At 40.8% G+C, this 13,884-nt stretch carries 8 protein-coding genes; 2 read left to right on the top strand and 6 right to left on the bottom strand.

The annotated features are described in order from the left end of the window. Window positions 1–39 precede the first annotated feature (39 nt). From HY817_00405 to HY817_00395, 3 genes are read right to left on the bottom strand one after another with little or no spacing between them, the layout of a single operon-like run. Entirely contained in the window at window positions 40–2,778 is a 2,739-nt protein-coding gene (locus tag HY817_00405) for a SpoIID/LytB domain-containing protein (protein ID MBI4835699.1), read from the bottom strand. A 49-nt stretch (window positions 2,779–2,827) separates the two neighbouring features. Beyond that, window positions 2,828–3,511, bottom strand: a complete 684-nt coding sequence (locus HY817_00400; protein MBI4835698.1) for a HAMP domain-containing histidine kinase — start codon at window positions 3,509–3,511, stop codon at window positions 2,828–2,830. A gap of 38 nt (window positions 3,512–3,549) precedes the next feature. Beyond that, a complete protein-coding gene (locus HY817_00395; GenBank protein ID MBI4835697.1) occupies window positions 3,550–3,912 on the bottom strand; it encodes a single-stranded DNA-binding protein in 363 nt (120 codons plus the stop codon). A 145-nt stretch (window positions 3,913–4,057) separates the two neighbouring features. On the opposite strand from HY817_00395, the gene secD reads away from it, so the two are divergent. Together secD and recJ are read left to right on the top strand one after the other, a co-directional pair. After that, the gene (gene secD / locus HY817_00390) at window positions 4,058–7,120 is read left to right on the top strand and encodes a protein translocase subunit SecD (protein ID MBI4835696.1); all 3,063 of its coding nucleotides are present in this window, start codon (window positions 4,058–4,060) and stop codon (window positions 7,118–7,120) included. A 3-nt stretch (window positions 7,121–7,123) separates the two neighbouring features. After that, a complete protein-coding gene (gene recJ / locus HY817_00385; protein ID MBI4835695.1) occupies window positions 7,124–8,779 on the top strand; it encodes a single-stranded-DNA-specific exonuclease RecJ in 1,656 nt (551 codons plus the stop codon). Between the two features lie 59 nt (window positions 8,780–8,838). Here the strand turns inward: recJ and HY817_00380 are convergent, their stop codons facing one another. The 3 genes from HY817_00380 to HY817_00370 all read right to left on the bottom strand — a co-directional run bounded on the left by HY817_00380 (window position 8,839) and on the right by HY817_00370 (window position 13,538). Beyond that, a complete protein-coding gene (locus HY817_00380; GenBank protein MBI4835694.1) occupies window positions 8,839–9,909 on the bottom strand; it encodes an S-layer homology domain-containing protein in 1,071 nt (356 codons plus the stop codon). Window positions 9,910–10,065: 156 nt separating this feature from the next. Then, a complete protein-coding gene (locus HY817_00375) occupies window positions 10,066–12,261 on the bottom strand; it encodes an S-layer homology domain-containing protein (GenBank protein MBI4835693.1) in 2,196 nt (731 codons plus the stop codon). Between the two features lie 119 nt (window positions 12,262–12,380). Then, window positions 12,381–13,538 (bottom strand): S-layer homology domain-containing protein, encoded by a 1,158-nt coding sequence (locus HY817_00370; protein ID MBI4835692.1) that lies wholly within the window; start codon window positions 13,536–13,538, stop codon window positions 12,381–12,383. Window positions 13,539–13,884: the final 346 nt, after the last annotated feature.

The following is a 13,884-nucleotide window of genomic DNA, read 5'->3' as shown; positions in this document are numbered from 1 at the left end:
TTCCTTCATGCGTAATTTGTAATCCGTAATCCGTAATTATTAAATCTCTCCCATTTCAGTCCCAGGATAATAATATTGCAATATTTGGGCAGCAGTATAGCCTCTTTTAGCAGCTTCTTCAGCGCCACAACCAGACAGACCTACTCCATGACCCGACAATTTACCTTCAGGGTTCTGACACAATGGATCTGGCACAGATGATAAATAGGGCGTATGCGTCCAGCCCCAGACTTCTTCAGCACTGCGGGTACGACCATCACTTTTACTGAAATAAGGTGTCTTGACCACTTCTCCCTGATATTTGAGTACTTGGCCCTTGGTCACATGTACCGCTTCCACAAAAGCTGGTGAACGTTTTTCATAACCATAACCCAAGTACTTTTGGGAAACATTAGGATTATCATCTAAGTCATAAGGTAATCCGGGAAACTTTTTATCCTTGATTAGGTAGAAAGATGCATATGATCTGGCAATGATAGCCATTACTTTTTGCTTTTCCATGGGAGCACTATTAGAAACCTCAGCCAAACCTTGCAAATATTCTTCCAATGGCAATTCATTGATAGTGGTTAATTTGCCACTAATAATGCGCCACTCCATTATGCCCCGATATTGATTATCATTAAGATTAAGATTCCATTCTGGGCTATGTTTAAAATTCACTAGGGTGACTATAGGATTGTCGCCTAATGGTACCAGTCGAACCACCTTTCCGTGATATACATTGGTACCAACTTTAGCCATTAGACCCTGGAGTTCAGCGGAAATTGTTATTTCTTCTGATGAAACACCTGCATGTTTCATTGATTCATCGATAATCAATTGATAACTGTTATTTGCCTGAGCAATTACCGCTGCATCGGGAACAGAAAGCTTTACCCTGATCTTGCTGGGGACGACATTGGGCGTTGTCTCAGTTACAGGTTCACCCCCTATATCTTGAATGATAAAACGGGAAAAACTATCGGTCGATCTTTTTACCTGAGCTGCTACCAAGTTTTTCTTCAATGCAGCCTTCACCTGATCAGGAGCAGATACACCATTCAAAGAAATATCTTGATTGACGGGAACAGCTCCAATCACAATATCAACTTTTGTTTTGTAGGAAGACAGATCGACCATACCGTTAGGAACCACATAAAGCTCAACCGTCGCTTTACTTTTAGCTAAAGATTGATCGACCATGAATTGAGGTAAAAAGGTCGCAGTGCCATCGGGAGATACTAAATCCTCATTTTGTTTCGCTTGTTTGATTAATGTTAGACCGGTAGGTAAAAATGTTGGTCTTACCATAGTATCGCTATTCCACACGGTGTTGCCCTCATTGCGGAAATGGATATTGAGAGTCAAGATTTCACCAGGAACAGCAGGCGCCACTTGAGACATTAGCAGCGGGGATGCTTTGTAGACCTTCTTTGTTTCCTGAATAGTGGGTAGTGGTTGGGGCGGAGAATAGGTACGAGATTCACTGACTGTGGTTGTAGGAAAAGTAATTTTTGTAGTATCAGTTAAATTACCATCTCGCAATGAGGGTAATAAACCATATAATCTTTCTCCAGGACAGCTGGTGGCTCGGGCATCACGATGGCCAATAATGTTGGGCAGCAAGCTGCCATAGAACATGCTCTGGCCTTGAGGATCAATGCCATATTCTTTTGATTTAGCCTTGAGAAGACTTTGCAGACTGACCAAAGCAGCTTCACTAGGATAACTGTCTTGGAAGCGACCAAGCAAAGCAATGCCTAAGGCTCCATTATTTTTACAAAGAGTATGAGCTGCAATTGCCATATCTCCTCCCGCTCGACCTTCATAAATATGACCAGCTGGATCAATGAGATAATTGTAGCCGATATCACCCCAATCTCGAGAAATAGTGTGAAAATAGTAAATAGCTCGGACTGCAGCCTTATAATCATCATTATCTATTACTCCATTCTGATCGTAATCTTTGATGTCCATGTCAGTATGATGAACCACAAGTTTTCTTAACTTTGCTGCATATGCCACCGGCCAAGTATATTCTTCGCCAGCTGGATTATTACGACTAACACTTACTACTTTCAGTTCTTGGGGATATTTTGCTTCCAATTTTGAACAGTTCGGACCATACTCACTTTCTTCAGTGGGTTTCTTTGGTTCGTCACTTTTGGGGGTGGCGGGAATAGGATCAGGTTTTGCTAACTCAACCGGTTTCTTTTTTGCCTGCTCTGTTCGAATCCGATCTCTTGTCGTACGCAAACGTAATGATTCATCTGCTCCCCACGTAGTTCTAGTGATAACAGCCTCATCAGCTTGTGCTGAGGAAATAGCTAGAGCACTTTTACCAGGATCTACTAAAGATAATCGCACTGATGAAATTGCTGGTACTTGATTGGCATCTTTCCTCAAATCAGCCTTAATCTGTATTTGTTCACTCATCTTGGTAAATACTGGTAAAGCAATACCATCAACACTATCAACATCTTGAACAAAAGGCTCCCATTGAGCATTAAGTTGAGTGCGATATGAGAATATTACAGATTGGGCGCTTGTCGCCTGCCAAGTTAATTGCAAGCCATAGAAAGCCTGTACAGAAAACCAGTTAGAAATGTACGTTGCATTTTCTTCTTGGGCTGGAATAGTCAAAACCTGGTCATTGAATGGCAATAATTCGCTAGCAGCATAAGAAGGTTGAATAATTGTTCTCAACAAATTGTCAGTTATCAGGAAGCTAGAAAAGTTGTCTCCCAATAACAGCGCAACTAAAGCGATAAGTGCTATTTTCCGTAGCAATAACATGTGGGGGGATAAAGAGTATCGTGAAATTGTACCACAAATGAACCAACTTTTACAGGGGTATAGTGATGAGAACTTCCACCCCTTTATTTTTCTTGCTAACTAAAATCACTTTTCCGCCATGCAAGCGGATAATTTCCTGGCAAATAGCTAAGCCAAGGCCAGAACCTTGATTATTCATACCCGAGCGTCCCCGATAGAATGGTAGAAAAACTTTGGGTAAATCTTGAGCATCAATACCCTGTCCCTGATCAGCTATTGAGATGATACAAGCATTTGGTTCAGAGCTAACAATCAACACTATTTTGTTTTTGTTGCCACCTTTGCCCAAACCATACTTAATAGCATTATCCAGAACGTTTCTTAGTGCCACAAGCAACTTTTCTTTGTCTACTGCCACAAACAGTGCTGCTGGAATAGTAATAACAAAAAGGACCGAAGGAAATGCTACTCGATACTCTTGCACTAGAGAGAGTAATAAAGCACTTAAATCAACACTCTCTTTGCGCAAGAGTTCTCCAGTAGCATTCTCATAGAGCATTAATGAATCAAGTAAACGACTGAGTCGTCGAGTATTGAAGTAAATAGCTTGCGCCTCTTTCACAATTAGCTTGGTAGCATCATCCCTTTTCGCTTGTTCGAAAAGCATTTCGGTGTGAGCTTGCAAAATAAGTAGCACATTTTGCATAGCATGAGCAGCTTTTGTTACTTTACTGATTGAGATATTTTGCGCCATGAAACCAAAGTTAAGAAGTTTGCCTGTGAGGAAGAAGATTATTGCAAAGTACCAAGTTCGGGAGAAGAGCCCTTTTTCCAGGTGATAATGTTGAGGTCATCGGCAATTATTTCGGTGATAAATCTTTTTTCCCCAGCTTTGTCATCAAAGGCTCGGTTGACTATTCTACCCTCGATATACACAGCAGAGCCCTTCGCTAAATACTTTTTTGCTACTTCCCCTAGTTTGCCCCAAATAATAATGCGATGGAAGTCGGTGACTTTTTTCTTCTCTCCATTGTGTTCATATTCACGGTTGGTAGCCAGAGGGAAGGATATCATAGCACCACCTTTAGCAAGAGGGGTGTCGGTAGGATCTGCTGCCAAGTTGCCCATTAACATTGCCTTATTGAGGCTACGCATAAAAAAAGTTAAGTGCTGCCAGCGTAGCAAGAAAAAAATGAAATAATTCTCTTTGACATTTTGAGGGCTTACAACTTAAATAAAACCATAGATTCTAATAAAAGTCTGTGTTATATTCGCCCAGGTCTTATTTACTATAACCTCTATGTTTAAGCGTCTGTGGGTACGAAATACTATCATTATTGTGCTAGCCTTGGTTTTAGGTTTCCTGGATTTGCCAGGGTCATATAAAAAGCAAGTATTAGGTGATTCCAACACGGGAATTGCTGGCTGGGCAAATAGCGTAAACTTTCACTTAGGGTTAGATCTACAAGGTGGTACGCAATTGCGTTACCGTGTAGATACTAGTAGTGTGCCAGCATTAGATAGAGGTTCTGTAGTAGAAGGTATCAAAAATGTCATCGAAAGACGTATCAACAACTTAGGCATAGCTGAAGCTGTAGTTCAAAGTTCTCAACTAGGAGCGGATCATTACATCATTGTAGAGCTACCTGGTGTAAAAGATATTAATGAAGCAATTAAACGTGTTGGTAAGACAGTTCAGCTGGAGTTTAAAGAACAAAGAGAAGATTGGACAACGGAAGAGAAAAAAGCAAATGATCAATTTAATGCCGGGCAAACCAAGAAAGGTAATGATATTTTGAAAGAAGCACAAAAATCTGGCACTGATTTTGGCAAATTGGTTCGGGAAAAGTCGGAAGGGAGAAATATTGCTCAAGATGGTATTATCGACTTTGAAACAGAAGAATATGTAGATCCGGCAGTTTGGCCACAGTTAAGCCAGCTCAAAGTAGATCAAGTAGCTATGGTTGAGGCTGAGAATGGCATTTATATCATGAAAGTGCTGGAAACTAAGAAGGAGCCAAAAGAAATTAGTAGCGATGAAAAGATCACTGCCAATCATATTTTAGTTGCCTATAAGGGCGCCACACGAGCTGATAGTGCGGTAAGTCGTTCTAAGGAAGAGGCAAAACAATTAGCAGATGAAATTAAAGGAAGAGTAAATAAGGACAACTTTGGTGTTCAGGCTAAAGAATATTCTAATGATACTAGCAATAAAGATAAGGGGGGCTCATTAGGATCTTTTGCTAGAGGACAAATGGTGAAAGCATTTGAAGATGCTGCCTTTGGCGCTAATAAAGGGGATATTATTGGCCCGGTAGAAACTGAATTTGGTTATCACATTATTCAAGTGACTGATAAAGTGGCTCCTGAGAAGAAAATGGAAGAAATCCTTAAGATTAAGCGTCAAGAAATCTTTTTGAAGAAAATGCCACCAAAACCACTCGATGGTTGGGTGAGTACCGGTCTTACTGGTAAACAATTTACCCATGCAAGTGCACAGCCTGATCCAAGTGGCCGTGGTTTTGCGGTAGCTTTGCAATTTAATGAAGAAGGGAAAAAGCTTTTCGGTGATATTACTAAACGCAACCTTGGTAAGCCTGTAGCTATATTTTTAGATGATGTGCTCATCTCTCAACCTAAGGTAAACAGTGCCATTACAGACGGCCAAGCTATTATTCAAGGAACATTTAGTGCCGGTCAGGCAAGTCAACTAGCCAGTGACCTTAATACTGGTGCATTACCGGCACCAATTGTTTTGATTGGCCAAAATACTGTGGGTGCTACCCTCGGACAAGACGCTTTACATAAAGCATTACAAGGAGGTGCCTTAGGTTTATTGCTACTGGCACTTTTCATGATTATTTATTATCGCTTGCCAGGTTTGATTGCTATCCTTGCCTTGGGTATTTATGGCATTATCTCTGCTGCTATTTTCCAATTGGGGTTACCTTTTATTGGTCCCATTACATTAACGTTAGCTGGTATAGCCGGCTTTGTTCTTTCTATAGGTATGGCAGTCGATGCTAATATTTTGATCTTTGAAAGATTAAAAGAAGAGCTTTTGAGTGGGAAAACATTGGATGGTGCACTAAAAGCAGGTTTTGCTAGGGCATGGTCATCAATCCGTGATTCCAATCTTTCAAGTTTGATCACCTGTGCTATTCTCGCCTTTTTCGGTACTGCAGTGATTAAAGGTTTTGCCATTACACTGGCTATTGGTATTTTAGTTAGCATGTTCACTGCCATTACTATTACTCGCAGCTTTTTAGAAGTTGCTTTACGTTGGTTCAAGCAACCTAATTTGTGGAAATGTGGCTTTAGCGATAGGGTTGCCCAATTTCCATTTGTAGCTAAAAGCAACTTGTTCTTTGGCATCACTGGAGTATTGGTACTAATTACTTTGATCTCATTATTTACCCGTGGCCTTGTGCAAGGCATAGACCTTACTGGTGGCACTTTGATGGAAGTTCGCTTCAAAGAAAGTGTTACTACAGAGCAAGTACAGCAAGCCTTAGAATCGACCTATGTTGAGAAGCCAGCTGCATTCATTCCCGTCGCTTATGCACAACAAAAAGGTGAGAGTGCTCAGGAAAATCCAGCACTAGAAAACGCACCATTGCAAGAAGCGGAAAGTAATCCAGATCTATCCAACAGTGTTGTTCAGCCAGCTGAAAACAATACTTTTATTATTCGCATGAAGCATATTGGTAGTGAAACTAGAACCAAAATCATGGAGGCCTTCAAAGCAATTAATGGCAATACTGATGTAGAACAATTGCGCTTTGAAACTATTGGGCCAACTATTGGAGCAACATTACGCGAGAATGCTTATAAGTCTGTTGGTCTAGCAATCATTTTCATGATTCTCTTCGTGGCTTATGCTTTCCGCAAAGTGCCGAAAACATTGAGTCCTTGGCGCTTTGGTATAGTTGCAGTAATAGTTCTGCTTCATGATGTAATACTTACTTTGGGATTGTTTTCACTATTAGGATTAGAAATTGATACCCTTTTTATTACGGCAATACTTACTGTGATGGGTTTCTCTATGCATGACACTATCGTTGTGTTCGATCGCATTCGGGAAAATGTGGCCAAATCTAGTGGCAAAGAGTCTATCGAGAACATTGTGGATGCGAGCCTTAATCAGACATTTGCTCGTTCACTCAATACCTCATTTACTGTTTTGATTACATTGGCAGCTCTCTATATCCTTGCTTCAAGTGCGATTCAGAATTTTGTCTTAGCTCTGCTTTTTGGTATTGCCATGGGTACTTATTCTTCAATTGCAGTAGCAGCACCATTATTGGTGCTTTGGTACAATGCAGCAATGGCGAAAAAGCCTATGATTAAACAGAAACGTTAATTCGTGAATACCCCCGCTTTATTTCAACACTGGGAAATTCGTCAAAAACGGACTCCATATCAAGCCCTCGATCAGGTCCTGCTCAGCAGCAGAAATATACAAGATAGCAGTTTTTTTTCTCTTAATTACAGTCAAGGTATCTACGATCCATTTCTTTTCCGGCATATGGGAAAAGCAGTGGATCGTATTGTGCAGGCAATCAAAGGCAATGAAGGTGTTTTAATTGCTGGTGATTATGACTTGGATGGGATTTCGGGCACTAGTTTGCTATTGGATTTTTTTCGCTATATTCGTTTTCCCGCTCAATTTAAATTGCCACATCGAGTAGAAGATGGCTATGGTCTACATACGAAAACAATTATTGAAGCGCATAAAGCGCATATCAAGGTGATCATAACAGTGGATAATGGTATCAGCTGTCAGCAAGAAGTAGCTCTGGCCCAGTCTTTAGGCATTGATGTGATTATCACCGACCACCACACTATCCCAGAAAAGATCCCTCCAGCTTATGCTATTTTGCACCCTAAAATAGCTGAAGAAACTTACCCGGATAAAGAACTTACCGGTAGCGGGGTTGCCTATAAGTTAACCTGCGCTTTAGCAAAAAAATTGCTGCCGGAAGCTGAAGCTGAAAATTATTGTAAATGGTCACTGGATTTAGCTACTTTGGGAACTATTGCGGATATGGGCCTACTAGTGGGTGAAAATCGGCATATAGTACATTTTGGCTTGCAAGTATTGAGTAAACAAAGAAGGCCTGGCATAAAGAAGCTTTTGGTATTCGCTGGTCATCAGGATGCTAATTGCAATGCTGATGTAGTAGGTTTCAAATTGGGACCTAGATTGAACGCTGCAGGTAGAATGGAAAGGGCAGACTTAAGTGTCCAATTATTAATGAGTAGTAATGAGCAAGAAGCAGAACAATTGGCAGCTCATTTAGAAAAGTTAAACAATGAACGCAAAAATGAGGCTGAGAAGGCTTTTTTACTAGCCGATCAGAGTATTGCTGATAAAAGTAAAAGTGTACTTATTGCCCAGAGTAATCTGTTTCATCCTGGAGTGATTGGACTAGCAGCAAGTAAATTGGTAGAACGGTATCAAAGACCGGTACTTATTTTAGAACTTAGAGAAGATGTGGCAATTGGTTCAATGCGTAGCATTCCTGGCATTGACTTGATGCCTATTCTCTATGAACTAAAACCATTTTTTATTAAGTTTGGCGGCCATGCTCAAGCAGCTGGATTTTCTGTGACCAAAGAACAATTAGCAGGCTTTATTGTAGCTATGGAAACGCTTTTTGATCGGCATCTGCCACTCCCCCCACCCACCTTAATGCTGGATACTGAGCTTTATGCTAGTGATATAACCTTGGAAGCTTGTAATCAACTGGAGAAATTTGAGCCTTTCGGGATTGGTAATACCAAGCCGTTATTTTTCATGGAATCGGCAATACTAAAAAATGTCATGCCCCTTGGAAGCTCTGGAAAACATTGGAAATTACAGTTAATGGATCAGCGAGTACAGCAAGGGTTCCAGGCAGTTATTTTTAATACCATGGAAGCACAGTTTAAACCAGAAATGAATTTAGCGGTACGACTAAATATGAACATTTGGAATAATCAAAAGTCGCCACAGATCATTATTGAACATATTCAGTAGCAATTCAGAATGCAGAAAGCTGAATTCAGAATTTTGTTCTGAATCCAGCTTTCTTTTTTTTAGAGACTTTTATCTTTCATATAGCCTTCCTGTAACATAGTAGTAGCTTTGAGAGCATACCATTGTTCATAAGTAAGGCCACTTGTTTCAAATGGCGTATGCCAGAATGTACGATCAAAAGGATAAGCCATTGCAGCATAGTTTTTACGCGCCAATTCAATTCCCTCAATAGTAATGTCCTTTTTAAATTTTGCCCGTGCCACTGCTTTTGCCTCTTCAAAGTTTCTTGCCGTGTACACGAAAAGATCCTTATTTTTTACTTTTTGATAATGATTATCACTATCGACTTCTTTAGCATCATTTGATGTACGACCGAACTTATCACTATTAATTTGTGAACTTGTAGGAATTGTAATCGTAGGATAACTCATACTAGGATTGAAACGGGAACCACTACTTGCAGGAGTAATGCTTTTTAGCCGAAAAGCTAAGTCAGTAAATTCACCTCGAGGAATGACATCCCCCAATGCATCTAAATTAGTAAAGGGATCTTCGGTGAAATTAGCAAGGTTGTGATTGGCTGCATATTGCACATAAGGCAAGAACCAATCTTCCCCTTCTACTGGAGCATCGCTTAAGGTATCAAATGCTCTAAAAAGCATCTTATATGCTTCTATACGAGTAACAAAAGTTTGGGGGCGGAATAGACCATCTGGATAACCATGAATTATTTCTAAATTTTCTCCAGCATTCACGTATGGTGCATACCAACTATCAACGGGAATATCAGGAAAGCTAACACCTTTGTGAGCACTCACAGGAGAAGTGGGCATGGGCAGGACATTTCCATGGGTATCTACTGGCGGTGCAACATACTGGGTATTAGAATAATTGTTATAAGGAATATTGGCGCTATTCAAAACAATTTTTAGGGCCTCTATGCGTGACAGCCCACGATCAGGACGAAATAAATTATCTTCATATCCCTTTACTAACTTAGCATCAGTCATTGCCACAATGCCACGGATGTAGGGATGACTATAATCTACATCTGGATAAACCATAGCATGGGCTGGAATGACACTACCGAAAAGAAGAATGCTAGCTACTATACATTTGCGGAGTGACATAAAGAGTTGTTAAAGATAAATACATCATAGTTACTTAATTAACAATTGACAATTAGCTACCAACAAATGAGAACCCCCAAAAAGGATTATATGAAATATATTTAAAAAGCGCCCCCTTAAAAAATTTAAGAGAGCGCTTTTTTGTAGTACAAAGAACTAATCGTCTTCTTCCTCAGCAATGAATTGAGCCTCGACTCGATATTCACTACTGACAATTGGCGCAAATGAATCTGAGCTACCAGGAATCAATTGTACCAAGAATGTGCGACGAACAGTAATATCATCATCTTCATTGTCAATGTCGAAGAAACTATCATCTAAGCGGTAATACTTAAGATTGTTCTTCACTGAGCCACTGATGGTATCACCATCAGTAGATAAACTAAGACCACTACTCAAGACATCACTGACAGTGCGATTATTGCTATCTAAAACTGTAACCAAAACAATTGTTTCAGCATCACTAGTATCATTATCATTTTCATCAACTACTAATTTCTTCTTAGTAACGTCGATTTCCATGCTACGTGGTGAACCGATGCGATCAGATGAAGAAACATCAAAAGAAAGTTCTAGTGAAGGGATTTCCACTTCATCATCATCACTGGTGCTGCCATTGTTATCAGATTGAATACGAATAGTAGCTGTATCAGTAGTGTTGATCTCATCATCAGGAGTATAAGTACCAATATATATTCCACTATTGTTACCAACTTCTTGTGGATCACTAAAGTCCGCAGCTGGTCCATCCACTCTGCTCATACGCAAGTCTAAATCGCTAATAGGATTACCATTACGATCTGAAACCTTCACTACAATTGATTGATCCTCACCATCAGCAAGAATAGGAGACGCCGCATAAGCTTGAACGATTACATCAGTAGCAGTTTCCATAACAGTACGAGCGCGAATACTTGGAGCCGTCATATCTGTAGTCAAACCCTTGTATAATTCAGTATCCTGAGCTGCAGTAGTGGGTGTTGTTGTACTTGTGGTGGTAGTAACAACTCCACTGGCTCTACCACTCCAAGGAATAATACCTGAAGGCGCATCGCTATCATCAGGATTTGGTTCTAAAGAAACCTTCACCTCAGTAGCTTGCATCAAATCAGATGGTAGCTCTGTACTCTTGAAGAAAGAACGTGTGCCATTACCAACAAAAGCTCCAGCAGTTTGTGCTTGGCCTCCAATTACATACCAAGCTTCATAACTCCAACCAATAGGGCGGAGATCGGGCAATTGTGAAATTTCGATATTTAGCACATTGTCCTGACCGGCAGGACCTTTTGTTACATAGGCTCTAGCAGTGGATTCGGGAAGACCAATAGGGAAATCTATATCAAAACTGGTAGCACCAGCGACAACATTGCCACGTACAATTCGGGTACGAGCTGCTGTTGCTTCAGTATCATTATTGGGTTCAATACTAACTTCTACAGAAGTAACACCACTCCATGCTACAGGAAGATTAAAATTACGACTCATAGGAATACCTCGAGCGTCAGAAATAGAGCCATTACGAAAATTGAACTTTCCTGCAGAGTGAGCGCCAGCCGTATCAATTACCCAAAGCTCATACATAAAGCCCTGTGCAAGATAAGGGAAGCGTTCAGGATTTAGCTCAAGACGAGACGAACCGCTGGCTGGCTTGATATTCATGCGGGGTAAACCTCCATTGTAGGTAAGAGGAATATCACGGCTGATCACAGCACCACCAGAAGCACGACCGGCTAAAGTGCCAGCTTGTGATTGCATTGCTAGGCTAACAATTTTAGCCATTTGTTCACGAGTAATTGGATCATTGACACCAAAACGGATAGTACCGTTATAACCGCTAGCAATATTACGATTGTAGAGTGTCTCTACGTAAGGATAGAAAACACTGTCTGCAGGGACATCAAATGAGAAATGTGGCCCACTAGCAGTATTAATATCAAACCCAAACGCACCAATCACCATTTTAGCGAACTCTCCTCGAGAGACATTCGCATTGGGACGGAATGTGCCATCTGCATAGCCACGAACCGTACCACGATTAGCTAAAGTGCTAATGTAATCGAAAAATGTGTGAGTAACAGGAACATCAGGGAATCTTTGACCACCAGCAGCATTCGTTGTGAGATTAGCAGCCTTGGTTAGTACCTTTGCTAATTCACCTCGAGTGAGATTGAACTTAGGATAAAAGTACGCTCCATTGCCCGCGATCACACCTTTGCTACTAAGATCGTTAATGTATTGCGCGAAATCTCCTCCAGAAACATCAGAAAATGCTGCTTGAGCCAGAGGCGCAAACACCACCATACCGATGAATGCTAAGGAGACAAAACGCGTAGGAAGACGCAGTTGCACCATAGGGTATAATTATTAAAATACAAATTTATTGTAAGCTAAAAGGAAGCGAATGATAGAGAAAAGCTTAATAAAAACTTTACAATTAGGATCAACGTTTTATAACCAATGGACCATCAAGCCTATCTCACTGTTCCGGTAATTACCGTTTGAGGACGTGAAGCAAGGTTATTGATTCTTACCGTAATTTCTATTTGGCTACCACTTTGACCTCGTGCAAGGTATTTACCCACATATACGCCACTACCTAAAGGGGTCTCAACTACTGGATCCACAATATCGCCGGAACCCCTAGTCACTTCGGCCACAATATCTAGCCCACTTACTGGACGTCCCCGACCATCTTGTGGTGTAATCAGTATTTGCGCCTCTTCACCAGAAGAAATGCTATTTGGTATCAATTGGGCTAAAGAGATTCTAGCACTATCGACACGAGCAGCATTTTTCTTCTGTAAAAACTCTTTGATATCTGTGCGATAAACGCTACCAACCATAGCAATAATCTGAATATTAATTGATCCTGCTGGAACATACGAAGGTGCCCGAAAAAGCACTTGATACAAACCATTACCCAATTCGGAAACGCTGGCAATAATGACACCGCCTTCAAGTACTGACACATGATAATCATTATTGTTTACCAACCCACTCAAGGGATCGCCATGATTACGAATAGTAAAGATGAGACTACCAGTGCCAGAAGGCGCTAGGCTCATCGGAGAAACATCGATAATCTCCACCACATTTTGACTGATTCGGACACTGGAATCCGCTGTAGGTGCTAGTATTATATTTCTAGCTAATAACAGGATTTTAGCGGCCTCAGCACGCGTCAAGGTTCCTTGAGGAAGAAATAAACCAGCAGATCTGCCCTTGATTACTAAACGTTGCTCAAAATAAGCCACCATAGATTGATCTTCAGTACTAATATCAGAGAAATTACTAGTCGCATTGCTAAAGCTTACTTGCCACAAATTGCTCATCAAGCGGAGAGCATTAATACGAGTTATTGGCGATTGTGAATATATGCTCACTGATTCTGGCAAACCTTTAGCACGTAACACTAAACGAGCCCATTCTTGCTCAGATATTGTTGCCTGCGGTCGATATGTTCCATCACCATAACCATGGATAATCCCCTCCCCTGCTAAAACAATAACAGCAGAGCTTAAGTCGGGATGAATAGTAGCTAGATCAGAAAAGCTGGCTGCTTGGACAGGCCAAGATAATTGAAAAGCAACAAGAAGAGTTGTAATAAACAAAGCAATATACTTTTTCATGACTATTAAAGTTAACGTACCTTGAAAGTCTTAACAAAAGATTGGAATGGAGGCAACCAAGAGATAATGCGAAATCTGCAGTCTTCTGCGTTATTTCATGCTTACAAAAAAAGCCCCCTCCAATCCCCCGCATAAGCGGGAGCAGGAAAGGGCTTTTTTGTGAGGTTAGTCCTCAACTACGAACCTAATGAATTAGTCTACTGCAACAGTAAGGCTATCTTCAATTCGGCTAGAAATTGCGTTCACACGTCCTACAATCTCAACACCTTCTGTTACTGATGATCCTTCGAATGAAGCTATGTAAACTCCATCGTCTGCATCAGCTACTGTTACTCTCAATCCAGCT

The sequence above is a fragment of the Candidatus Abawacabacteria bacterium genome (assembly GCA_016207805.1).
GTDB lineage: Bacteria > Patescibacteriota > Gracilibacteria > RBG-16-42-10 > RBG-16-42-10 > JACQZO01.
The sequence above is the reverse complement of the archived record's forward strand: the minus strand, read 5'-3'. Positions and strand labels throughout refer to the sequence as shown.

Excerpts from the sequence above, each read along its gene's own strand:
- secD (MBI4835696.1), top strand. The coding sequence starts at position 4,058 with ATGTTTAAGCGTCTGTGGGTACGAAATACTATCATTATTGTGCTAGCC.
- HY817_00380 (MBI4835694.1), bottom strand. The coding sequence starts at position 9,909 with ATGTCACTCCGCAAATGTATAGTAGCTAGCATTCTTCTTTTCGGTAGT.
- HY817_00395 (MBI4835697.1), bottom strand. The coding sequence starts at position 3,912 with ATGCGTAGCCTCAATAAGGCAATGTTAATGGGCAACTTGGCAGCAGAT.
- HY817_00375 (MBI4835693.1), bottom strand. The coding sequence starts at position 12,261 with ATGGTGCAACTGCGTCTTCCTACGCGTTTTGTCTCCTTAGCATTCATC.
- HY817_00405 (MBI4835699.1), bottom strand. The coding sequence starts at position 2,778 with ATGTTATTGCTACGGAAAATAGCACTTATCGCTTTAGTTGCGCTGTTA.
- HY817_00370 (MBI4835692.1), bottom strand. The coding sequence starts at position 13,538 with ATGAAAAAGTATATTGCTTTGTTTATTACAACTCTTCTTGTTGCTTTT.
- HY817_00400 (MBI4835698.1), bottom strand. The coding sequence starts at position 3,511 with ATGGCGCAAAATATCTCAATCAGTAAAGTAACAAAAGCTGCTCATGCT.